This is a genomic window from Arthrobacter sp. P1_B11 (assembly GCF_056406715.1).
The window spans coordinates 43,555-65,748 of record NZ_JBFTZQ010000013.1 but is presented as its reverse complement, the minus strand read 5'-3'; the positions used below and the strand labels follow the sequence as shown (position 1 = coordinate 65,748).

Here is a 22,194-nt window from a genome sequence, read left to right as displayed (position 1 = left end):
CCGGCTCGGAAACGGCAGGCATGGAACGGCCAGACAAGGCGCAGCTGCGGACGCCCGGGCTGAAATCGGCGCTCTGGAAGTTTCTTCCGTCTGGGCGCGACTATGACGGTCTGCGCTCCTCCTGGCGGACGGATCTTCTTGCCGGCATCACAGTAGGCATCGTGGCCCTTCCGCTGGCTCTAGCCTTTGGCGTCAGTTCAGGCGTGGGTGCCGAGGCAGGACTGATCACGGCCGTGGTGGCGGGCTTAGTGGCGGCAATCATGGGCGGATCCAATGTGCAGGTGTCCGGCCCCACTGGCGCCATGGTGGTGGTCTTGGCCCCTGTGGTGGCCGCCCACGGGCCCGGCAGCGTCGCACTCGTGACTCTGCTGGCCGGTTTGATGGTCTGTGCACTGGGGATCAGCGGCCTGGGGCGGGCCGTTGCGTTCATCCCCTGGCCCGTGGTGGAGGGCTTTACGCTGGGCATCGCAGCCATCATTTTCCTCCAGCAGGTGCCGCTGGCCACCGGCACAGCAGGGCTTCCCGGACACAACACGCTTCTGGCAGCAGTCGAGGCAGCCGCGGGAGCCAGGTCACCGATGGTCCTCCAGACTTTGGCAGTGGTCGCAGCCGTGGCCACCGTTATGCTGGTGGCATCCAAGCTTCACAAGTCCCTTCCCGCAAGCCTGATCGCAGTGCTGCTGGTGACTGTAGCGGCGGAACTGCTACGCCTGGACATCCCCCGCATCGGGACCCTCCCCCATTCCCTGCCGGCGCCCCGCCTGCCGTCTCTTGAACTGGGCGCCCTCAGCGGGCTGCTGATGCCTGCCGTAGCCATCGCCTCGCTGGCGGCGATCGAGTCCCTGCTGTCAGCACGCGTCGCGTCCGGCATGACCGGACCGGACAGCAGGCCGGGCGGCCCCTACAGCCCGGACCGCGAACTCACCGGGCAGGGGCTGGCTTCCATCGCGGCCGGGCTGTTCGGCGGCATGCCGGCCACCGGCGCCATCGCCAGGACGGCCGTCAACGTTCGCTCCGGCGCCAGAACCCGGGTGTCGGCCATCGTCCATGCCCTGGTGCTGCTTGCCATCATCTACCTCGCGGCAAGGCTGGTGGGCAGAATTCCGCTGGCGGTGCTGGGCGGGATTCTGATGGTGACAGCCACACGGATGGTCTCAACCCGCACTGTCAACGCCATCCTTCGATCCACCCGCGCGGACGCCGCCGTCTTTGTCCTGACGGCGGTCATCACGGTGGCCTTTGACCTGATTGTTGCCATCCAGATCGGGCTGGCGGCCGCTGCACTGCTGACGCTGCGGAAGTTTGCTTCGCTCAGCGGGGTACGGCGCGAGCAGATTGCAGAGAAGCCGGTCGAGGGCGACGACCACATTGCCATCTTTAGGCTCGAAGGCGCGATGTTCTTCGGCGCGGCTGAACGCATCCTGCAGGAGATCAGCCAAGTGAAGGACATCCAGGTGGCGGTCATCCGCCTGTCTCAGGTGCGGCTGCTGGACGCCACGGGAGCCCACGCACTGGTGGAGGTCATCGCTGCCCTGGAGCTGCGCGGCATCACCGTGCTACTGAAGGGCGTACGGCCGGAGCACCTGGCGCTGGTCACGAACGTGGGTGTCATCCGGTCCCTGCGCCACCATAAGCACCTCTTCACCGACCTGCCGGCGGCGATAGAGCACGCGCGCAGCCATGTCCGAAGGAACGCAGGCTACCTCTTGTAGCTCTTCCTGACGTGCTGGCCGCGGATCACCAGCGCCACGACGTGCAGGAGCAGGCCCACGCCGATCACTGGCAGCGACGCGACCATTAGGCCCTGATTGTGGGCGGCGTTGCCGGCAATGTTGAGAACTATTCCGGCGGCGATCAGGCCCATCGCGCTGAAAACCAGAATCTTGTAGGATGTGGGCGCAACGGCCCAGAATTCGTTCAGCACCATGACAGTCTACTAGTCCGTGCCCGCAATCAGTGGGCGAAAAGACCTTGGCATGACCGAGGCAGTGTTTGCCACCGTCCGCACAGCCGGAGACCGGGGCGGGTGCCGGCGAAAGCCGCCGGAGGCCCCTCCCAAAAGACCCCGTGCACCAGATAGCGGGTATCGGTCACGGGGTCTCCTGGAAATGCTGGCGCGGGCTACAGCGCCGGCTGCACGCCGAAGGCTACCGCGAGCTTCATGATCTTTTCGGCACGGCCCAGACGCGGCAGGTCGGACCCGTCGCGGATCACGCGGCCGTTGGCTTCGAAGTCGGCCATGAAGTCCGTGGCCCAGGCGACGTCCGACGGCGTGGGGCTGATGACCTCGTTGATGACGCTGGTCTGGTCGATGGCGAGGCAGAGCTTTCCGGTCATGCCCATCATCACGGTGATGCCGGTCTGCTCGCGCAGGATCGGGTGGTTGGTGCCGACCGTCGGGCCGTCGATGGGCCCGGGCAGGTTGCCGACGCGGCTGGCCACCACGAGCTTGGCGCGCGGGTAGGCCATGGCTTCGGGGGTGGCGGCCATGCCGGTGTCACGGCGGAAGTCGCCGGAGCCGAAGGCGAGGCGGAACGCGCCCTGGGCCTTGGCGATGTGGTTGGCTTCCTCGATGCCGAGCGCGCTCTCCACGAGCGGGATCACGGGCGTCTTGCCGTCCATCCGGTGGAAGCTTTCCGTGACCTGGTCCGCCGATTCAGTCTTGGCCAGCATGACGCCCAGGAGACCCGGGGTGCCGCGAAGGCCCGCGAGGTCATCCGCCCAGAACGGGCTGGTGGCGTCGTTGATCCGGACCCAGGCCTGGCCGCCGCCGGTCAGCCAGTTCACCACGTTGTCGCGGGCTGCATCCTTTTGCGAGGGGTCCACCGCATCTTCGATGTCCAGAATGATGGAATCCGCACGGGACACGGCCGACTGGTCGAAGAGTTCAGTTTTCATTGCATTGACCAGCAGCCACGAACGGGCGATTTCGGCAGGGATGTTGCGTTCGTGCCGGGTGATCTCGGCGGTGGAAGAAGACGTCATGCTTCTACCGTATCCGGCCCGCGCCCGGTAAGGCGAAGATGACCGGTCCCCGGCGGCGACCAATACGACCAAAAGCGGAAGTCTATTGTCCCGCGGGCAACTCCGCATGCCGGCCGTCACAGGGTTTCACCTGACGAAACCGGGCGCCTCATGACCTTTCGTTTCGCCGTATTTCCGCGGATTTCCAAGGGTTTCCCGCCGTGAACCGGGCACTTTCGTGCGGCGCGGAAGTGCGCTTACATCGATCCATCGGCCGCTGCGGCGGGCAGGGGACGGTCGGAAAACCAGCCGCCACGGACCCGCCCACTGAACCATTCCGCACCGAACCATTCACCCCGCGACAAGCATGAATCCACTGAAGGAACTTCACATGAAACGACACCTGACCATCCTGAGTGCTGCGGCCGCCGTCGTCATCGCCCTGACGGTGTCCGGCTGCGGCGGCCCCTCGGTGGGCGGCACGGGCGAACCCGGAGCCACCGAGGTGAAGGAACTCCGCTACCAGGGGTGGGCGAACACCGTGACCCTCCCCGAACTCGCCGAAGACCTCGGCTACCTGGGCGACGTGAAGCTGAACTGGGTGGGCAACACCATCAGCGGCCCGCAGGACATCCAGTCGGCAGCCACCGGGCAGACGGACTTCGGCGGGGCCTTCGCCGGAGCCGTAGTGAAACTGATCGAGGCCGGGGCGCCGGTCAAGGCAGTCATCAACTACTACGGCGAGGACAAGAAGACCTTCAACGGCTTCTACGTCAAGGAGGACAGCCCCATCCGGACGGCCAGGGATTTCATCGGCAAGAAGATCGCTGTGAACACCCTGGGCGCCCACTCGGAAGCCGTCATCAACACGTACCTCCGCAAGAACGGTCTTACCGCTGACGAGATCAAGYAGGTCCAGCTCGTGGTGGTCCCGCCCAACGACACCGAGGAAGCCATCCGCCGCGGCCAGGTGGACGCCGGCTCGCTGGGCAGCATCCTTCAGGACAAGGCCATCGCGAACGGCGGGCTGCGGTCCGTCTTCAGTGATTCGCAGCTGTTCGGCACGTTCGCCGGCGGCCCGTACGTCCTGCGCGAGGATTTCATCGCCCAGAACCCCAACACCACCCGGACGTTCACCACGGGCGTCGCGAAGGCGATCGAATGGGAACGCACCACGCCCCGCGAGGAAGTGATTGCGCGCTTTACGAAGATCATCAAGGAGCGCGGCCGGAATGAGAACCCCGCCGCCCTGCAGTACTGGAAGAGCGTGGGCGTGCCCGCCAAGGGCGAAATCAAGGACGAGGACTTCACCCGCTGGAACGACTACCTGAAGTCTGTCGGGATCATCAAGGACGACCTTGATCCCAAGAAGCTCTACACCAACGAGTTCAACGGCCTCATTGCCAAGTAATCCACCGCAGGATCATCCACCGCAACCGACACGACAGTAAGGAAGAACAATGACCGTTATCACCGAAACCAAGCTCGAATTCGCCAAGCTGGGCTCCCGCATCGGCGCCGAGATCCGCGGACTGGACCTCAGCGGGGACCTCAGTGCCGAGACAGTGGCGCAGATCCGCGCGGCCCTGAATGAGCACAAGGCGCTCGTCTTCCGGGAAGCCAACGTCCTCTCCGACGAGGCCCAGGTGAAGTTCGCCAGCCATTTCGGACCGCTCACCAAGGCCCACCCTACGGTTGCCTCCGTGGAGGGCGAGGAAAACGTCCTGCCGGTGGACAGTGAAAACGGCTCCGCCAACAACTGGCACACCGACGTCACGTTCGTGGTCAATCCGCCGCAGGCGTCCACGCTGCGCAGCATCGACCTGCCGGCCTACGGCGGCGAGACACTCATTGCCTCCTCCGCGGCCGCCTACCGGGACCTGCCCGATGAGCTGCGGAACTTTGCGGACACGCTGTGGGCCATCCACACCAATGACTACGACTACTCCGTGCCCAAGAACCTGGAGCACCAGAACGCTGAGCAGCGCCGCAAGGAGTTCACCCGGCTGAAGTTCGAGACTGCCCACCCCGTGGTGCGTGTCCACCCGCTGACCGGCGAGCGCGGATTGTTCATTGGGGGCTTCGCGCAGCGCCTGCGGATCGTGGGCCTGTCCAACACCGAGTCCAAGGACATCATCCGGCTGCTGCAGGCGTACGTCACCCGGCCCGAGAACGTAGTGCGGGTGAACTGGGAGCCGAACCAGCTGGTGCTGTTCGACAACCGGATCACCCAGCACTACGCGCCGGACAACTACGACGGCCAGCCCCGCAAGCTCAACCGCGTGACTATTGCCGGCGACATTCCCGTGAGCGTGGACGGCACGCAGAGCCAGGCGCTCAAGGGCGACTCCTCCACCTACTCGGAGGTCGCCCCGCTGAACTAGCGGCCCGCCGTCGGGCCCTGCCCCATCTAGCTCGCATGAGGTGTCGTTTTGAGGCGTCAAAACGACACCAACTGCGAGCTCGTTGGGCTTTAAGGGATGTTGCTCCCCCGGGCGGTGACCCAGAGCCGGTACCACTCGGCCCGGGTCATGGTCTCGGCCATACGGGCGGCTCCGGCACAGGCCCGGATCCGGTCCGCATTCGCCGTCCCGATCACCGGGGCGATCCCCGCCGGGTGCTTCATGAGCCAGCCCAGCAGCACGGCCTCCCGGGTTGTTCCCTTCTCCCGCGCCATGTCCGAAAGCAGCTCGGCGGTGGCGGACTCGGCAGGTGTGACCCGTTCGGGCGGATTGCCGGTGTAGTGTCCCCGCGCCAGGGCGCCGTAGGCCTGCAGGGTGATCCCGTGCCTGGCGCAGTATTCGAGCGTCCCGTGCGGGAAGCTGTAGCTTCCGGCTTCCGGATGGTTGACGAGGACCGTGCTCTCCAGCCAGTCCCGCTTGAGCAGGCTGAGTTCCAGCTGGTTGGCCACCACCGGTGTCTCGAGGCTGTCCTGCAGGAACTCGATCTGGGCAGCCGACATGTTGGACACGCCCAGCGCCCGCACCTTGCCCTCGGCCATCAGCTTCCCGACGGCGGCGCTCACCTCCGCCGGGTCCACCAGGGGGTCGGGGCGGTGAAGCAGGAGGACGTCCACGTAGTCCGTGCGCAGGCGCTCGAGGCTGCCGTTGACCCGCTCGATGATGGCGTCACCGCTCAGGTCGTAGTGGGTCTCCAGTCCCCGCTCGTTGAGCCGGATGCCGCATTTGGTCTGCAGCTGGATGCGGTCACGCAGGCCCGGCGAAGCGGCCAGGACCTCGCCGAACACCGCCTCGGATTTGCCGCCGCGGTAGATGTCCGCATGGTCGAACAGCGTGACGCCGATGTCCATCGCGGCCTCGATGGCGGCAGCGGCGGTTTCCACATCCGTGGTTGTGTGCGGGTCATCTGACCAGCTGCCTCCCAGGCCCATGCAGCCATAGAGGAGCCTGCCGGACGGAATCGAATTTTCAGTCATTGCATCACTCTTTCACTTCCTCCAGCGGAGGCACAGTCCGTTAAAAAGCCCCGGTGGCGGCACCCCCAACGGGTACCGCCACCGGGACGGGTTACTGAGCCGTTCTCAGCTGTGGCGTCAGCGCAGCCAGGCCGTGGTGTTGGCCGGCAGCTTGCCGTCTTCTAGCGGGGCGCTGCTGACCAGCACCGTGCCCGCGGGGAGCTCAACAGCCTCGTCCCCGAAGTTGGTCACAGACTGCCAGCCGCCGGGGCGGGTGAAGTGCAGGACCTCCGGGTTGCCGGTTTCGAGCCACTCGAGCTCTTCCTCGGCCTGCAGTTCGCGGCGCAGCTTGAGTGCCTTGCGGTAAAGCTCAAGGGTGGAGCCTTCGGTGCCGTCCTGCGCCTCGACGGCGTACTTGCTGAACCAGTCCGGCTGCGGCAGGTGGGCGCCGCCGTCGCCGAATCCGAACGAGGTTCCCTCAACGGACCACGGCAGCGGCACACGGCAGCCGTCCCGGCCGACCTCCACGCCCTTGTTGCGGAAGAACGAGGGGTCCTGGCGCTCTGCGTCCGGGATGTCGGCGACTTCCTGGAGGCCGAGTTCCTCGCCCTGGTACAGGTAAGCCGAGCCGGGCACCGCGAGCATCAGCAGGGTGGCGGCGCGGGCGCGGCGCCGACCGAGCTCCACATCCAGCTCCTCTTTGGGCCCGCCGGCCAGCAGCCAGTCCTTGCCGTCCTGGCCCTTGGCGTGCTTCTTGCCCTTGGATCCCTTGGGCAGGCCGTAGCGGGTGGCGTGCCGGACGACGTCGTGGTTCGAGAACACCCAGGTGGAGGACGCACCGGTGGCGGCGGCCTCGGCCAGGTTGCGGGTGATGATCTCCTTGAATTCCTCGGCGTCGAAGTCGGCCTGCAGCAGGTCGAAGTTGAACGCCTGGCCCAGGCCCTCCGGGCTGGCGTAGCGCGGACGGCGGGTGGCGTGCACCCAGGCCTCGGCAACGGCGGTGCGCGGCGGGTTGTATTCGTTGAAGACCTCGCGCCACTCGGCGTAGACCTCGTGGACTTCGTCGCGGTCCCAGAACGGGTGCGAGCCGTCGGCGAAACCATCGGTGCCGGTGTTTGCCGCGCTCAGCTCCAGCTTGGACAGCAGCGGTTCGGTGAGGTCCTTGGTCAGGGCATGCGCCACATCGACGCGGAAGCCGTCCACGCCGCGGTCCGACCAGAAACGCAGGGTCTTGAGGAAGTCGTCGCGGACCTCCCGGTTGGCCCAGTTCAGGTCCGGCTGCTCCTTGGCGAAGATGTGCATGTACCACTGCCCGGGTGTGCCGTCAGGTTCGGTGATACGCTCCCAGGCCGGTCCGCCGAACACTGAGTCCCAGTCCGACGGCGCGAACTCGCCGTTGGGGCCCTTGCCGTCGCGGAAGATGTAGCGGTCACGGGCAGCCGAGCCCTTCGGGGAGGCGAGGGCTTCCTTGAACCACTCGTGCCGGTCCGAGGAGTGGTTCGGGACGATGTCGGCGATCAGCTTAATGCCCGCGGCGTGCAGCGCGGTGGCCATCTCGTCGAAGTCCGCCAGCGTGCCCAGCTTCGGGTCCACGTCGCGGTAATCGTCGACGTCGTAGCCGCCGTCGGCGAGAGCCGACGGGTAGAACGGGCTCAGCCAGACGGCGTCGATCCCCAGTGATTTCAGGTACGGAACCTTGGCCGTGATGCCCTTGATGTCGCCCAGGCCGTCACCGTTCGAGTCGGAGAAGCTTCGGGGGTAGATCTGGTAGACGGAGGCTTGGCGCCACCAGTTCGGATCGGCCAGACGGTCGGAATCGGACAGGGTTGCCAGCGTGGCAGTGGTGGACAAGGGATGATCCTTTTCTTGTGGTTGCGGTTGGTGCTGGATTGGGAAAGTTGGGTCTATTTGACGGCCCCGCGCATAACTCCGGAGAGTACCCACCGCTGGGCCAGGATGTAAACCACCAGGGTGGGTGCCATGGCCATCAGGTAGGACGCGAATGCGAGGCTGTAGTTGGTGTTGAATTCGCCCTGGAAAAGCATCTGCACCACGGGAAGGGTCTGCAGGGCAGGGTCCGCGATCATCATCTGGGGCAGCAGGAAGTCGTTCCACGAGCCAAGGAAAGCGAAGATGCCCACCGTGGCGTTCATCGGAGCCAGCAGCGGGAAGATGATCTTACGGAACACCTGCCACGTGGTGGCCCCGTCCATACGGGCCGATTCCTCCAGTTCCACCGGGATGGAGCGGACGAAGGCGATGTACAGCAGCGTGTTGAAGGAGATGCCGCCAAGGACGTGCAGGAACACGACGCCGGCCGGGTTGTCCAGGCCAAGCAGTGCTGTCTGCTTGATCAGGGGCAGGATGATCACCGGGAACGGGATGAACATGGCGGAGAGCAGGTACACGAAGGAGCCGCGGAAGAACTTCCGGTTCCAGTTCCGGGCAATTGCGTAGGCAACGAGTGAGCTGCAGGCCAGGGACCCCAGGACGCTGAACACGGTGACGAACGCCGTGGACATGAAGGCCCGCGGGAAGTTGGTGGCCACGTAGGCGGCGACGAAGTTTTCCCAGTTCATCGGGTTTGGCCATTCCAGGCCAGTACCGGTGCCGATCTGGTCCGGCGACTTCAGCGCCATGGCCACGGTGAAGTACAGCGGCAGCAGGACGGTCAGCGAGGCAACCACCATCAGGGCAGTGAGCCACCAGTTGATCTTGAAGCCTTCGCGGTTGGAGCGGCGGGTTTTACCCGCGGGCGAGGACCCGGGCCTGCGGAAGCCGTACTTGATGCCGGTGGACGCCGCTGCCCTGGCAATGGGCTCTGGAAGTGTGGATGCGGTCATTAGAGAGAAACCCCCCGGCGCTGGATGAGGCGCAGCTGGATAACGGAGATCAACAAGGTGATCAGGAAGTAGATGACGGCGTTCGCCATCTGGTAGGAATAATCGCCGCCCGTGAAGCCGGAGAAGATGCGCATTGCCACCGACTGCGTTGCCATGCCGGGACCGCCGCCGGTGAGGCCAACGATGATCTCGTAGGTTCCGAGGAAGCCCTTGAACCCGAGGATCACATTGATCACGAGGTACCCCATGATCAGCGGCAGTGTCAGGCTGTGGAACTGCCGGAAACTGCCCGCGCCGTCGAGGTCCGCGGCTTCATAGACCTCGGACGGCACGCTCTGGAGGCCGGCCAGGTAGATGATGGTGGCGCCGGGCGCTGCCTGCCACACGGTGACGATCACGATGGCCAGCCAGGCAAGGTTCTCGTTGGCGAGGATGCTCGTGGCCAGCGGCGTGAAGCCGAACTGTTCAGCCAGCACCGGGAGGGTGTTGGAGAACAGGTAGTTGAACACAAAGGAGACAATCAGGGCGGAGAGCACCATGGGGATGAAGAACACGGTGCGCATGCCGGTGCGCCACTTGATCTTGGCGTTGAGGCCAAGGGCGATGGCGAGCGCCACGACGTTGACCACCACGGTGGTGGTCAGGGCGAACACGAACGTGAAGATGTAGGACTGCAGTATCGCCGGGTCCTTGAAGATATTAACGTAATTGGACAGTCCGATGAACTTCCAGTCACCGTAGCCGGCATAGTTCGTGAGGCTGAAGAAGACGCCCACGAGTGCCGGCAGGGTGATAAAGAAGGCGAACAGCGCCAGTACGGGCACCACCATCCAGTAGTACGCGGGGTCGATCTTGTGCTTGGACCGGAATCTTTGGGGGCTGGCAGGGGCGGAAGTCGGTCTCTTGCGTCCTGCGGGACGGGCTGTCTGGGCCACCCGGGATGTTGTAGTCATGAAGGCTCCTGGATTCGGGGTGGGGGGTCAGACCGCGGTGCGTTCGGCGACGCGGCGCCATTCGTCGTCGAGGGCGGACAGGAACTGCTCGCCGTTCTTGCTGTACACGAAGGACTGGATGTAGTTGTTCAGCGGCACCGACGGCGGGAAGTAGGTGGTAGCGCCCTGGAAGTAGCGCGCCTCATCGACCGCTGCGCCCAGCCCGCTGATCTGCGGATTGCTGACGGCGGGAGCGTCCTTGAGCGGCGAGAACGCAGCGTTCTTCTCGTTGTAGGTGTTGACTACTGACGGCGCGAGCAGGTAGTTGACGAACCGCTGGGCGGCAGCCATGTTCGGCGTGTTGCGGGTGATGGAGAGCGCCATGTCCACGTTCACGCGGGCCTTGGTCTCGTCCGGGTTGTTCGTCACCGGCAGCGGGAAGCTTCCGAGCCTGATGTCCTTATTGGCCGCGACCAGCTGGGAGAGGGCCCACGGACCCTGCAGGTACATGGCCGCCTGGCCTTTGGCGAAGGCGGCGTTGCCGTCTGCATAGTTCTTGCTGGCAGCTCCGTTCTGCGCGAAGGACGCCAGCTGGAGCATTTTGGGCAGTGCCGGTCCGAAGTTGCTGGCAAACGACTCAGGGGCGTCCGCGGTGATGTCTGCACCCTTGGCGTTGAGCTTTGTGAAGAATTTCGCGACATCCAGAGCACCGCCGGACACGTAGTCGAACATGCCCTGGGCGAGGGTCCAGGGGTCCTTGAACGTTCCATAGATCGGCGCGATGCCGGCCGCCTTGAACTTTTCGCAGGCTGCCACGAACTCGTCCCAAGTGGTGGGTACGGAGACGCCCTGCGCCTCGAAAATGTCGCGGTTGTAAATGACGCCGGCGGCCGCCAGGGAGAACGGCAGGGCACTGATCTCGTTGCCGTTGTACTGGCCCCAGGAGCTGACGAGGTCCTGCATCTTCGGATCGATGGTGGCAGCCACGGGCATGTCCGAAAGGTCGGCGAAGATGCCCTTCCTGACGAAGTCTGCGGTGGCCTGCGCGAAGCCGCGGGTCACAACGTCCGGCGGATCGTTGCGGACCAGTCCCGGAACAAAGTTGCCCTCGTTGAAGTCCTGGACCACGCGGATGTCCGGGTTCAGTGCCTCGAAGTCCTTGATTACCTGGTTGAAGTAGTCCACCACTTCGGGCTTGTTCTGCATGAACCGCAGCGTGGTGACGCCGTTCTGGGTGCTGGGCGTGGCGCCGCAGCCGGAGAGGGGGGCCATGAAGGCGGCGCCGGCGAGGCCCGCGGCCTTCAGCAGCGCGCGCCTGCTAAGCGGGGCGGCGCTCACAGGGCAGAGGCCGACGTGCGGGCCTGGCGGGATTCGGGCTGGGGTCCGGGCGGGCGCTGCTTCAGGATGCTGTTCACGGTTGCTCCTTTGCAAAAGGCTGGGTGAATGTCTGGAAGAAAAGCCAGTGGTCGGCGGCCGTCCGGCCCACACGCTCTAAGTTTATATGGAATCTAAATTTAGTTCCTCAAGTATTATGTGGTGCAAAGCACAGGGAGGTCAACACCATGTCTGAAATGACGGCGGCAACRCCCCAGCTGCTGCGGCGCGTGAGCGCCGGTGCGGTCCTGGACTTCATGCGGGCCTCCGAGGCGGTGACGGTCACGGAAGTCATGCAGTCCACCGGGCTCACGCGGGCCACGGCCATTTCGGTGTGCGAAGACCTTATGGAGCGGGGCTGGATCAGGGAGCTGGAAAACCAGCGCGCGTTCGGCGGCTATCAGAAAGGCCGGCCGGCACGCCGGTTCGAGCTCAACGAGCGCGCCGGCTACGTCCTTGGCATGGACGTGGGCGTCTCCAAGGCCACAGTGGTGGTGTCCGATCTCCGCGGTATGACGCTGGGGCGGTCCAGCCAGCCGTTCGCCGGCGCCGAAATCTCGGCTCAGGAACGCATAGCCGTCATTGACCGGACAGCCATGACGGCGCTGCACAGTGTGGGAGCTGCCCCCGAGTCGGTCCTCGCTGTCTGCGCGGGCATCGCCGCGCCGGTGGATCGTCACGGAAATGTGCTGGCGGCCCAGCACTTCTGGGGTCTGTTCGACGTCGGCCTCAAGGCCGCGCTGAAAGATCTCCGCGGGTGGACAGTACTGCTCGAAAACGACGCCAACCTCGCGGCCCTCGGCGACCGCTGGCGGGGCGCAGCGGCGGGTGTGGACGACGTCGTCGTCATCCTGGCCAGTGAACGCTTCGGTTCCGGAGTGATCGACGGCGGGCGGCTGCTGCACGGCAGCGGCGGCGGCGCCGGCGAGCTGGCGTTCCTCGACATGGTCGAGGGCGTGGGCGACACCTTCGGGATTGCCACCCTGGCGCGTGTCTGGGCAGGGGAGGCCCTTGCCGGGCGGGCCAAGACCTCGCTCCGCGAGCATGCCCGGGAGGGCGCCGAAGCGGAACATGTTTTCGCCGCGGCCGCTGCGGGCGATGCAGTGGCTTTGCAAATCCTCGACAGGCTGGCCGACAGGATGGCCCGGGTGATTGGCGCCGTGGCCACGGTCATCAACCCGGAGCTGGTGGTCATCGGAGGCGCAGTGGCAAATTCCGCGGGTGTGCTGCTTGGGCCGATCGCCGAACGCCTGACCGAGTTCACTGCGACGCCGCCGCGGGTGGCGGTTTCCCCGCTGGGCGACTCAATCGTGACGGTGGGTGCCGTCAGGTGCGCCCTGGACTACGTGGAGAAAAACACCCTGGACCTGGAGCTGTCCGTCCCGGCCTAAGTCCCCTGCCTGAATAGCCTATTCCGGCATGATCATGGTCCGCAGGTCGAGCTGGCGGAGCACCCTGTCCGCGACCTCCGGGTCCATGTCGGCCTCGTTGCGCGCGGCCACCACTTCCTGCCGGGCGGCGTCCAGGGCGATGGTCTGGACTGCGATGGCCAGCTCCCTGCCGCGCTCGCGTTTCTCGGCCAGGCTCTCGTTGCGGAGGCTGCCATCCAGCAGCTCGGCGTGCAGCCGCGTCATCTTTTCCTTCACCAGCGCAACCTTCTCCGGCGGCAGCTCCTTCATCAGCTCGGTGTCCTTGAGCGCCGCCACGGCGGCCGCCTGGGCCCGCCTGGCCAGAAGCCGGGCCGCGTCCCGCTCCTCGGTTCCGTCCTGGGACGCCTTCAGGACGCGCATCAGCCAGGGCAGCGTGAGCCCCGGCAGGACCAGCGTGGCGAGCAGCACCGCGCAGGCAATGACCAGCAGCTCGTCCCGCGCCGGGAACGGCGTGCCGTCCGCAAGCGTGAGCGGGAGAGCCAGCGCGAGGGCCAGGGTAGCGAGTCCGCGCATCCCGCACCAGGTCAGGATCAGCACCTCTTTGGCGGAGGTGGGCTGCAGCAGGTTCTTGCGCTTGCGCGCCGACAGGGCCAGCAGGCCGAGCCAGCCGAACCGCACGGCGAACACCAGGATGCAGACCACGACGGCGGTGCCCACCATGCCGAGGATGCCGGCACCTTCCTTGCGGACGACGTCCTGGATTTCGAGGCCCACGAGGCCGAACGCCAGTCCGGTCACGAGGAGCTCCACCACGTCCCAGAAGGCCGTCCGGGTCACCCGCTCGGCGGCGTCCTGCGGGCGGGAGTGCCGCTGCATCTCCAGGGCGGTGACCACGACGGCGATAACACCGGACGCGTGGAATTCTTCCGCCAGGATGTAGGCGGCAAACGGCACCACCAGGGTGACTGCGCTGCGGGCGACCATCGATTGCACGAGCCGGGTGATCAGCGACGTCAGCCAGCCCATGGCGATCCCGACCACGACCGCAAGGGCAGCGCCCACCACAAACAGCAGGACGACGTCGGGTCCTATCCTGGTGCCGCCAACAGCTGCAGCGACGGCGGCCTGGAAGATGACGATGGCCGCGGCGTCGTTGAAGAGGCCTTCGCTCTGCAGCACTGTGATCAGGCGGCGGGGCATGCGGACGCGGCCGGCAACCGACTCGACCGCCACCGGGTCCGGCGGAGCCACCATGGCGCCGAGTGCGATGGCGGCGGGGACGCCGATGCCCGGGATCATGAGCCACGCGGCGCCGGCTACCACCGCGGTGGAAATCACCACGAGGGCCACCGCGAGCATGATGAGCGTGCGCCAGCGGACCCGGAACACCGCCCAGGAACTGCGTTGGGCGGTGGCGAACAGCAGTGGCGGCAGGAAGATGGGCAGGATCAGCTCCGGCGAGATCTCCAGGTCGGGGAAACCGGGGATGAAAGTCAGCGCCACGGCCAGCAGGAGCATCAGGACCGGGTAAGGCAGCCGCAGCCGGTCCCCCAGGCCTACAGCCACCACCGTGGCGAGCAGCAGTCCGATAATGAGTGCCAGCTGGTCCATGTGCTCACTTTCCCCGGAGTGTTGGGCCCTGCGCCCCCGAAGCCGGAGGGCGAACCGTGCGATTCCACCCTACCGGGGGCCGGGCCGCACTCTTCGACGGCGGCCGCCCCGAGGGGCCTGCCGCCGCTCCGCCGGCGCTACTTGACCGGCTCCAGTGCGGCCGAGACCGGGAGGGTGCCGTCCCGGAACTCGATGGTCCGGCCTGCGCATCCCGGCAGGTCCAGCACGGCCGCGGCGACGATGGCCACGTTGGCCCGGGACGTGTTGGTTCCGGAGGCGGCGTCGGCGGGGTCCACGTCGATCAGGCCGTTCCCGGGGCCGTCGGTCAGTGAACCGGGGCCGAGGATGGTCCAGGACAGCGAGCTGCCGCGCAGGTATTCATCTGCCGCCGCCTTGGCCTCGGCGTAGGCATGGAAGCTGTGGCCGGCCGGCACGCCATGGTTGGGGCCCGCACCGAAGTAGGAGACCATGACGTAGCGGCGCACACCAGCCTCCGTAGCGGCGTCCATGGAGCGGATGGCGGCGTCGCGGTCCACCGCCAAGGTGCGTTCCGGGTTCCCTCCCCAGGCGCCGGCTGACCAGACCACGGCGTCGTGGTTCCGGAGCCCGGCGGCGATTTCCGCCGTCGTCGAATTTTCAACGTCAAGCACCGACGGCGACGCGCCGGTCGCTGCGACGTCCGCGGCGTGATCGGGGTTGCGGATGATGGAGGTGACGCTGTGCCCCTCTCCGGTGAGAAGGGCGGACAGCTGGAGGGCCACTTTGCCGTGGCCGCCGATGATTGCGATTCGGGTCATGCCTCCCATTCTGTCCCAGCGCGGGGTTTTGTCCCAGCACACGCTTTTGTGGCTGCGCGAGGTTGCGTGCCGGCACGCGTCAGGTGCGGTTGCCGTAGCGGAGGAACACGACGCCGTTGCCGAACCGCCGTTCTTCGAGCAGCTCAAGGTTCAGGCGGACGTCGTCGGGGAGGTACCTCTTGCCGCCGCCAACGGCCACGGGCGAGACGAACATCTGGAACTCGTCCACCAGCCCCGCCCTGATGGCAGAGGCTGCGAGCTCCGGGCCGCCCACCGCCAGGTCCTGGCCGGCTTCCGTCTTGAGCCGGCTGACCGCATCGGCACTGAACTCCCGTTCGATCCGGGTCCGCGCGCTGGCGGGATTCTGCAGCGTTCGGGAGTACACCACCTTGTCTGCTGCCTTCCAGAGTTGCGCGAATTCCTGGACATAGGGCGGTTCGCCGGTGAAGGCGCCGGGATCCTCCCAGGCGAGCATGACTTCGTAGAGCCGCCGGCCGTAGAGATGGGTGCCGACATCCCGCTGGCGCTCGTTGACGAAGGTGTGCACTTCCTCGTCCGGGACGCTCCAGTCGAAGTTCCCGTCCCGGTCCGCTGTGTAGCCGTCGAGCGACATGATTCCCGAGTAGATCAGTTTGGCCATGACGCGCCTCCCGCTTCCGCTTGCCTGCAGTCAGTCCGACGTTAGATTCGGCTGGTCCGGATTACAACGCCTGCGGATAACAGCGAACGGGAACCAACGCTGCCCGGCACAATTCCTCCGTCTCTGCCCCGGCCGGCGGCCAGTCGCAGCATTCACACAGGATTGCATCAAGACCCCATCAAGGATCGGTTTCGGGGCATTCCGGACTGTCATGCTGGTCTTCGCATCCATCGGTGCCACTTTTCATGAACTCAAATGGGGGAAACCATGCCGGCAGGCCGGTTCAAGCACGCCCGAATCCGGGCGTCACTCGCTACATTCACCAGTCCCGTGGTGCTGGGCCGGTCTCTCGCCGCGTCCGCCGTGGCCGCGGGACTTCTGCTCGCCGGGCTGGCCGTCCCGGCGGAGGCTGCCACAAACTACTCAGCGCCGCTGCGCACCGCGGCGCGGTCGCTCGCGGTGGCGGCCGAGAACAACGCCGGCTACGACAGGGCCCGGTATTTTGGCGATTGGAACGACACCAACCGCGACTGCCAAAACACCAGGCAGGAAGTCCTGGTCCAGGAGTCCAAAGCCGCCCTCGCTTACACCAGCCGCGGCTGCACCGCCAGCAGGGGAAGGTGGGTGACCTCCTGGGACAACCGTGTTCACACATATGCCTCAACGGTTCAGATAGACCACACCGTCCCCGTCCACGAGGCGTGGGGCTCGGGCGCGCGCTACTGGTCGCAGGCGCGCCGGGTGGCGTTCTACAACGATCTCGGCGACGCCCGGTCCCTCAGTGCCCAGACGTCGGCGCTCAACTCCGCCAAGCAGGCCAGGGGCCCGGAGTCGTGGATGCCTCCCGCGAACAGATGCGCCTACATCGGCCAGTGGATCGCGGTGAAGATCCGGTGGGGCCTGCGGGTGGACAGCGCAGAGAAGGCGGCGCTGATCCGGTATGCGGACTCCTGCCCCAACGTAAGGATCGGCGTCACCAGGGTCTAAGGCGTCGTGCCGAGCCGGACAGAGACTGAAGCGCCGGGGAAAGCCCCGCGCCGCCCTACATGGCCGCGCGGGGCATTTTCTTGTTCCGTGCGCCCGGGTCCCAAGGTCGATGACGTACCATCCGTCTACCGCGGCCGTAACGGGTCTCGATCATCTACGGCGCGGTAGGTGGCCCGCTCTGGTTCACGGGGAATGAGCGGGCCACCGCCCCTGCTTGGTGCGCGCGGCGGGAATCGTCGATCGGCGGATAGATGAAGTCTTCACGGCATCAGACTGACCGGCTCGCGGCCAGGTCTAAACGTGGATTCTCTTCGGCATCACAATCCGTCCACGATGCCGTCGATAACGCCGCGGAACCTCTCCGACGGCCCACCTGCCTTGACGAGCACGCTAAGCCCGATCACGCAGGCAAGTAGTTGGCTAGCGGCAGTGTCGGCAACCCGATCGACAGCGAATTCTCCAGACTTTTGCCCCTGCGCGATTGCTTGCCGAAACACCGCTTCGATTTGCGTGAAGAGGTCGTCCGCGATGCGATTCACGTCGACGTCGGCAGGGCCGAGCTCCGCGGCAGCATTGACCATGACGCACCCCCGCTGGTGCTCGCCTACGCCGGCAAGGACAATCATCGCCTCTTTGAGACGCGGCCCAATCGGCCCGGGCGCTAAGAATAGGTCTGTCAGGTGCTCGAGTCGCCTCTCGCTGTAGCGCCGAAGAGCACGCATAAACAGGGCGTGCTTGCTCTCAAACGTGTTGTAGAGACTGCCTTTGCCGATCCCCAGCTCACTGGCCAGCTCCTGCGGTGTGGTCCCGGCGTACCCCTGACGCCAAAACAGTTCCATCGCCTTGTCGACGGCCGTGTCCGTCTCAAACTGCATCGGTCTACCCATGGAAACAGGGTAACTTGCATGTTATTGTACTTCAAGGTCAAAAACTGCTGATGGGACCGACCAGTGGTCCTCTTACGCCCTATCAGGAAGGCATTCCGTTGTCTGCTCAGCTGCTCTCGGCGCACGTCCCCTCTGCGACAAGCGTGCGCACGCGCGTCCCGTTGAACACTCTCGCCATTCCCCTGGGCTTGGCGGGACTCGCCCAAGTTTGGTCCGCGGCGACCTCCGCGCTCGGCCTCCCCTTCGAGCTCGGGCAAGCGTTTTGGCTGATCGCTGCGATCTCCTGGATCTGGAGCATCGCGGTGCACGTGTATCGCGGCGCGCGCACCGATCAGCCGCTCTCTCATCAGCTCACGCACTTCGCTCAGGGTCCGCTTGCGGCATTGCTTCCCATCGCCGCGATGCTGCTTGGAGCGGCCCTTCACCGCACGATTCCGATGGCCGGAACCGTGCTGACGTTGATCTCCCTCGCCGCCGCGGCCGCGTTCGCCGCATGGATTCTGAACTTCTGGATGCGCGGCGAGCTGCCACTGGAATCCGTTCACGGCGGGTACTTCCTGCCCATCAGTGCAGCCGGTTTAGTCGGTGCACTCGCTGCCGCAGAGACGGGGCCTCACTGGCTCGCCGTGGGAAGCTTCGCAATCGGCATCTTCTTCTGGATGGTGATCTCCGTGTTCTTCTTCCTCCGGCTCGCGCTCCGTCCAACCATGCCCGCACCGCTCGTCCCGACACTCGCGATCATGATGGCTCCCCCGGCCGTCGCGTCAGCAGCGTGGCTTACGATCTCCGGCGGCCGACCCAATCACGTCTTTGAGGGGTTGACGGCGATGACGGCGATGATGGTGTTGATCCAGGTGATGCTGTTGCCGCGCTACCGTGCACTGCCGTTCTCGATCGGCTTCTGGTCATTCACCTTCCCCGCGGCGAGCGTAGCTGCGCTAGCAATCACGTGGTTGCACTTACTCCAACCCTTTGCCTGGCAGGCCATCACAGTTGGAGTGCTCGCCGCCGTTACGCTCCTCGTCGTCTCGATCGCGACGAAGTCGATCCTCTTGCTCATCGCCACAACCCGCGCGTCACGCGAAGGTCCATAACGCCCGCATACGCCCGCCTCCAGGCTGAAGCTGCGATCGAAAGCAGCCCGTGGTCAGCAGGGATGCACGCTCATCGCGGCCGGCGTCTCCGCTTGCGTCATCCAGCTCCAAGGATGTACCCGGATGTCTCTGCCTGGGGAAAGGCACAAAAAGCCCCCGGAATCTCTCGGATTCCGGGGGCTTGTCCTGTAGCGGTGGGGAGGCTCGATCTCCCGACCTCACGATTATGAGTCGTGCGCTCTAACCAACTGAGCTACACCGCCACGAATGAGAAAAACCTGTGTCAAGCCGGTCAAGACCGCCCTGACACAGGCCCTCATTCAGAGCCCCCCACCGGAATCGATCCGGTGACCTCGTTCTTACCAAGAACGCGCTCTACCACTGAGCTAGGGGGGCAACGAGTAAATACTCTACCGGAAGATTTCCCACCCAACAAATCGGCGGAACAACGCCTCCGGAGCCGACGAAACAGTTGCGTCGGAACCATTTTTATGGCCTTCAAAACGCCCGCCTGGCGCCCCTGGATTGCAGTCCGGACGGCGCCGTTGCGGACACCTGACAGCGTCTCTGGAGGCCCCGCGGCTGCCACCGTCCGCCGGTTCCGGCCCCACGCCTAAACCTCCCTCAGCCGTTCCTTAAACACGCAGGGACCGGCTCGAAAGCCGGTCCCTGCGTGTTAGCCGGGAACTACTGCCGGGGAGCTACTACTCCCCAAACACCTGTTACCACTTGCCCTTGCGGTTGAAGTCGCGGTGTCCGCCTTCGTTGCCGTGGCGGGGCTTGCGTGCACCGTCGCCGTGGCCGCCGAAGCGGGAATCACTGGCCTGGCCGCGGTTTGCACCGGAGTCGGCGCTGACGCCGCGCTCCGCGCGGTCGCTGTAGGAGCGTCCGCCGCGGTCCGCCGAGGAACGCTCGCCGCCGCCGGCGTAACCGCCGCGGTCGCCGTCGTTCTTGCGGAATTCCTTCTTGAAGCCGCCGTTGCCCTTGAAGTTGCCGCCGCGGTCGCCGCCACGGTTGCCCTGGTAACCGCCACGCTCACCGCCGCCACCGGAAGGCTTGCGTCCGTTGTCCAGCTCGAGGTGGATCAGCTCGCCGCCGATCCGGGTGCGGGAGAGGGCACGCAGCTGCTCCGGGCTCAGGTCCGCCGGCAGCTCCACGAGGGAGTGGTCCGAACGGATGTCGATGCCACCGATCTGGGCCGAGGAGATGCCACCCTCGTTGGCAATGGCACCCACGATGGAGCCCGGCATGACGCGCTGGCGGCGTCCGACGGCGATCCTGTAGGTGGCGTTGCCCTCGGTCAGAGTGCGGGTCGGGCCACGGGAGCCGAAGCCGTCCTTGGCGCGTTCGCGCTTCTGGTACTCGGGAGCCGCCGGCAGTTCCTTGACCAGGAGCGGCTGACCGCCCTGCGCCATGACGGCAAGTGCTGCAGCGATCTCCGACGCCGGAACGTTGTGCTCTTCCTCGTAGGACGAGATGAGGTCGCGGAAGGCCGCAACATCCTCGGACTCGAGAGTCTCCGTGATGCGCTCGGCGAACTTGCCCAGGCGCAGCGTGTTCACGGTTTCGGCGGTGGGCAGGTGCATCTGCTCGACCGGCTGGCGGGTGGCCTTCTCGATGGAGCGCAGCAGGTACTTCTCCCGCGGCGTCATGAAGAGGATCGCGTCGCCCGAACGGCCTGCACGGCCGGTGCGGCCGATGCGGTGGACGTAGGACTCCGTGTCGTGGGGGATGTCGTAGTTGACCACGTGGCTGATGCGCTCAACGTCAAGGCCACGGGCCGCGACGTCGGTGGCCACCAGGATGTCGATGCGGCCTTCCTTCAGCGCTTCAACAGTGCGTTCGCGCTGCTGCTGCGGGATGTCGCCGTTGATGGCGGCAGCCTGGAAGCCGCGGGCCTTCAGCTTGTCAGCCAGGTCCTCGGTGGCCATCTTGGTGCGGACGAAGGCGATGACGCCGTCGAACTCTTCGACCTCGAGGATGCGGGTCAGGGCGTCGAGCTTGTGCGGGCCCATGACCTGCAGGTACCGCTGGCGGGTGTTGGCGCCGGTGGTGGTCTTGGACTTCACCGAAATCTCGGCCGGGTTGTTCAGGTACTGCTTGGACATGCGGCGGATCTGGCTCGGCATGGTGGCGGAGAACAGTGCCACCTGGCGGTCTGACGGGGTCTGCTGGAAGATCTGCTCCACGTCTTCGGCGAAGCCCATGCGCAGCATTTCGTCGGCCTCGTCCAGCACCAGGTACTGGAGCTCGGACAGGTCCAGGGAACCCTTGGCAATGTGGTCGATCACACGGCCTGGGGTACCGACGACAACCTGCGCACCGCGGCGCAGGCCGGCGAGCTGGGGGCCGTAGGCGGAGCCACCGTAGACGGGGAGGACGGTGAAGTCATCGATGTGCTTGGCGTAGGAGGTGAAGGCCTCGGCAACCTGGAGCGCGAGCTCGCGGGTCGGGGCGAGAACCAGGGCCTGCGTCTTGCGTGACGGGCCGTTAAGGTCGTGGAGCTCGGCCAGGCGGGACAGTGCCGGTACTGCGAATGCTGCAGTCTTACCGGTGCCGGTCTGGGCGAGGCCCACGACGTCGCGGCCTTCAAGCAGCAGCGGGATGGTTGCTGCCTGGATGGGGGACGGCTTTTCGTAGCCGACGTCCTGCAGGGCGGCCAGGACGCGGCCGTCGATGCCGAGATCGGCGAACTTCACGCCTTCTTCTTCGTCTTCCTCGGCCTTGGCTGCGGGAGCATCGGCAGGGGCGGGCTCTGCTGCGGGAGCATCGGCAGCGACGGCCTCTGCTGTGGGAGCGTCGGCGGGCTCTGCTGCGGGGGCAGCGGCCTCAGTGAATTCGACGGTCGCGCTCTCGGTGTTGACCGTGTTCTCGGCGTCGATGTTGTCGTTGTGATTTTCGGGCATAGGGAAGTTTCCTCATCCATAGGGGGCCAGGCGGCACAACCCGAGGTGAGCGGAGCCGCAGTACATGTGCCGTGGGTGCCGGGCATACATTGACCGGCCGGTCACGTAGAAGTCCGGCGCTTTCGCAATCCCGTGGCAGGACTTCCCGCTGCATCTCTTGGCTGCTATCCCAGCAGTCTGTACAGCGTTTTCTTTAGCCGGCTCTCCCTATGAAAATGCCCGCATCACATTTGCGGACTCCAACACTTGCCAGTCCTGCCTCAAAAATTGGGCAGGAATAAGGGATTTCCGGAGTGGGGGATATTTCAAGTGTAGGGCATACTTCCGCCCATGGGTAACCGAGGGTCCCGCAGGCTTCGGTGAGCTTGCCCACA

The 22,194-nt window shown here is 65.7% G+C and carries 18 protein-coding genes and 2 tRNA genes; 6 read left to right on the top strand and 14 right to left on the bottom strand.

Translation table 11 applies throughout. The features are described from left to right. Window positions 1–20: 20 nt before the first annotated feature. The gene (locus AC1D14_RS12505; RefSeq protein WP_230117513.1) at window positions 21–1,712 is read left to right on the top strand and encodes a SulP family inorganic anion transporter; all 1,692 of its coding nucleotides are present in this window, start codon (window positions 21–23) and stop codon (window positions 1,710–1,712) included. Here AC1D14_RS12505 and AC1D14_RS12500 read toward each other — a convergent pair. Both AC1D14_RS12500 and AC1D14_RS12495 read right to left on the bottom strand, forming a co-directional pair. Further along, complete coding sequence (locus AC1D14_RS12500; RefSeq protein ID WP_230117545.1) at window positions 1,700–1,924, bottom strand: DUF3188 domain-containing protein; 225 nt, start codon at window positions 1,922–1,924, stop codon at window positions 1,700–1,702. The genes AC1D14_RS12505 and AC1D14_RS12500 overlap by 13 nt on opposite strands. A 197-nt stretch (window positions 1,925–2,121) precedes the next feature. Beyond that, window positions 2,122–2,985 carry an HpcH/HpaI aldolase/citrate lyase family protein gene (locus tag AC1D14_RS12495; protein ID WP_230117512.1) on the bottom strand — a complete coding sequence of 288 codons (864 nt, stop codon included), beginning with the start codon at window positions 2,983–2,985 and terminating at the stop codon, window positions 2,122–2,124. A gap of 370 nt (window positions 2,986–3,355) precedes the next feature. On the opposite strand from AC1D14_RS12495, the gene AC1D14_RS12490 reads away from it, so the two are divergent. Next, the gene (locus AC1D14_RS12490; RefSeq protein WP_476968572.1) at window positions 3,356–4,375 is read left to right on the top strand and encodes an ABC transporter substrate-binding protein; all 1,020 of its coding nucleotides are present in this window, start codon (window positions 3,356–3,358) and stop codon (window positions 4,373–4,375) included. A 49-nt stretch (window positions 4,376–4,424) separates the two neighbouring features. Beyond that, complete coding sequence (locus tag AC1D14_RS12485; protein WP_476968571.1) at window positions 4,425–5,348, top strand: TauD/TfdA dioxygenase family protein; 924 nt, start codon at window positions 4,425–4,427, stop codon at window positions 5,346–5,348. Between the two features lie 89 nt (window positions 5,349–5,437). Here AC1D14_RS12485 and AC1D14_RS12480 read toward each other — a convergent pair whose 3' ends face one another. The 5 genes from AC1D14_RS12480 to AC1D14_RS12460 all read right to left on the bottom strand — a co-directional run bounded on the left by AC1D14_RS12480 (window position 5,438) and on the right by AC1D14_RS12460 (window position 11,492). Next, complete coding sequence (locus tag AC1D14_RS12480) at window positions 5,438–6,400, bottom strand: aldo/keto reductase (RefSeq protein ID WP_230117509.1); 963 nt, start codon at window positions 6,398–6,400, stop codon at window positions 5,438–5,440. A gap of 117 nt (window positions 6,401–6,517) precedes the next feature. After that, window positions 6,518–8,230, bottom strand: coding sequence for a glycoside hydrolase family 13 protein (locus AC1D14_RS12475; protein WP_230117508.1), 1,713 nt, complete (start codon window positions 8,228–8,230; stop codon window positions 6,518–6,520). Between the two features lie 53 nt (window positions 8,231–8,283). Further along, window positions 8,284–9,222: a carbohydrate ABC transporter permease gene (locus tag AC1D14_RS12470; protein WP_290369716.1), complete on the bottom strand. Its 939-nt coding sequence runs from the start codon at window positions 9,220–9,222 to the stop codon at window positions 8,284–8,286. Then, window positions 9,222–10,175 carry a carbohydrate ABC transporter permease gene (locus tag AC1D14_RS12465; protein ID WP_230117507.1) on the bottom strand — a complete coding sequence of 318 codons (954 nt, stop codon included), beginning with the start codon at window positions 10,173–10,175 and terminating at the stop codon, window positions 9,222–9,224. The genes AC1D14_RS12470 and AC1D14_RS12465 overlap by 1 nt, the downstream gene beginning before the upstream one ends. A gap of 27 nt (window positions 10,176–10,202) precedes the next feature. Next, complete coding sequence (locus AC1D14_RS12460) at window positions 10,203–11,492, bottom strand: ABC transporter substrate-binding protein (protein ID WP_230117506.1); 1,290 nt, start codon at window positions 11,490–11,492, stop codon at window positions 10,203–10,205. A 224-nt stretch (window positions 11,493–11,716) separates the two neighbouring features. On the opposite strand from AC1D14_RS12460, the gene AC1D14_RS12455 reads away from it, so the two are divergent. Next, on the top strand, window positions 11,717–12,919 hold the full coding sequence (locus AC1D14_RS12455; RefSeq protein WP_230117505.1) for an ROK family transcriptional regulator: 1,203 nt from the start codon (window positions 11,717–11,719) through the stop codon (window positions 12,917–12,919). A gap of 18 nt (window positions 12,920–12,937) precedes the next feature. On the opposite strand, the gene AC1D14_RS12450 is transcribed toward AC1D14_RS12455, so the two are convergent. From AC1D14_RS12450 to AC1D14_RS12440, 3 genes are all read right to left on the bottom strand, one after another. Beyond that, complete coding sequence (locus AC1D14_RS12450; RefSeq protein WP_230117504.1) at window positions 12,938–14,509, bottom strand: Na+/H+ antiporter; 1,572 nt, start codon at window positions 14,507–14,509, stop codon at window positions 12,938–12,940. A 137-nt stretch (window positions 14,510–14,646) separates the two neighbouring features. Beyond that, entirely contained in the window at window positions 14,647–15,306 is a 660-nt protein-coding gene (locus tag AC1D14_RS12445) for an NAD(P)H-binding protein (protein ID WP_476968570.1), read from the bottom strand. A gap of 79 nt (window positions 15,307–15,385) precedes the next feature. Further along, entirely contained in the window at window positions 15,386–15,946 is a 561-nt protein-coding gene (locus AC1D14_RS12440) for a dihydrofolate reductase family protein (protein WP_230117502.1), read from the bottom strand. Window positions 15,947–16,201: 255 nt separating this feature from the next. Between AC1D14_RS12440 and AC1D14_RS12435 the strand changes: the two genes are divergently transcribed. Then, entirely contained in the window at window positions 16,202–16,933 is a 732-nt protein-coding gene (locus AC1D14_RS12435) for an HNH endonuclease family protein (protein ID WP_230117501.1), read from the top strand. 317 nt (window positions 16,934–17,250) lie between these two features. Here AC1D14_RS12435 and AC1D14_RS12430 read toward each other — a convergent pair whose 3' ends face one another. Beyond that, a complete protein-coding gene (locus AC1D14_RS12430) occupies window positions 17,251–17,808 on the bottom strand; it encodes a TetR/AcrR family transcriptional regulator (protein ID WP_230117500.1) in 558 nt (185 codons plus the stop codon). Between the two features lie 26 nt (window positions 17,809–17,834). Here AC1D14_RS12430 and AC1D14_RS12425 point away from each other — a divergent pair, with 26 nt between their 5' ends. Beyond that, window positions 17,835–18,914 (top strand): SLAC1 family transporter, encoded by a 1,080-nt coding sequence (locus AC1D14_RS12425; RefSeq protein WP_476882136.1) that lies wholly within the window; start codon window positions 17,835–17,837, stop codon window positions 18,912–18,914. A 189-nt stretch (window positions 18,915–19,103) separates the two neighbouring features. On the opposite strand, the gene AC1D14_RS12420 is transcribed toward AC1D14_RS12425, so the two are convergent. The 3 genes from AC1D14_RS12420 to AC1D14_RS12410 form a co-directional block, all read right to left on the bottom strand. Next, window positions 19,104–19,177: transfer RNA gene (locus tag AC1D14_RS12420), tRNA-Met, on the bottom strand. A gap of 61 nt (window positions 19,178–19,238) precedes the next feature. Further along, window positions 19,239–19,310: transfer RNA gene (locus AC1D14_RS12415), tRNA-Thr, on the bottom strand. 326 nt (window positions 19,311–19,636) lie between these two features. Further along, a complete protein-coding gene (locus tag AC1D14_RS12410) occupies window positions 19,637–21,820 on the bottom strand; it encodes a DEAD/DEAH box helicase (RefSeq protein WP_230117498.1) in 2,184 nt (727 codons plus the stop codon). Window positions 21,821–22,194: the final 374 nt, after the last annotated feature.

Excerpts from the sequence above, each read along its gene's own strand:
- AC1D14_RS12450 (WP_230117504.1), bottom strand. The coding sequence starts at position 14,509 with ATGGACCAGCTGGCACTCATTATCGGACTGCTGCTCGCCACGGTGGTG.
- AC1D14_RS12430 (WP_230117500.1), bottom strand. The coding sequence starts at position 17,808 with ATGCAGTTTGAGACGGACACGGCCGTCGACAAGGCGATGGAACTGTTT.
- AC1D14_RS12440 (WP_230117502.1), bottom strand. The coding sequence starts at position 15,946 with ATGGCCAAACTGATCTACTCGGGAATCATGTCGCTCGACGGCTACACA.
- AC1D14_RS12505 (WP_230117513.1), top strand. The coding sequence starts at position 21 with ATGGAACGGCCAGACAAGGCGCAGCTGCGGACGCCCGGGCTGAAATCG.
- AC1D14_RS12485 (WP_476968571.1), top strand. The coding sequence starts at position 4,425 with ATGACCGTTATCACCGAAACCAAGCTCGAATTCGCCAAGCTGGGCTCC.
- AC1D14_RS12410 (WP_230117498.1), bottom strand. The coding sequence starts at position 21,820 with ATGCCCGAAAATCACAACGACAACATCGACGCCGAGAACACGGTCAAC.
- AC1D14_RS12445 (WP_476968570.1), bottom strand. The coding sequence starts at position 15,306 with ATGACCCGAATCGCAATCATCGGCGGCCACGGCAAAGTGGCCCTCCAG.
- AC1D14_RS12495 (WP_230117512.1), bottom strand. The coding sequence starts at position 2,985 with ATGACGTCTTCTTCCACCGCCGAGATCACCCGGCACGAACGCAACATC.
- AC1D14_RS12465 (WP_230117507.1), bottom strand. The coding sequence starts at position 10,175 with ATGACTACAACATCCCGGGTGGCCCAGACAGCCCGTCCCGCAGGACGC.
- AC1D14_RS12470 (WP_290369716.1), bottom strand. The coding sequence starts at position 9,222 with ATGACCGCATCCACACTTCCAGAGCCCATTGCCAGGGCAGCGGCGTCC.
- AC1D14_RS12435 (WP_230117501.1), top strand. The coding sequence starts at position 16,202 with ATGGGGGAAACCATGCCGGCAGGCCGGTTCAAGCACGCCCGAATCCGG.
- AC1D14_RS12480 (WP_230117509.1), bottom strand. The coding sequence starts at position 6,400 with ATGACTGAAAATTCGATTCCGTCCGGCAGGCTCCTCTATGGCTGCATG.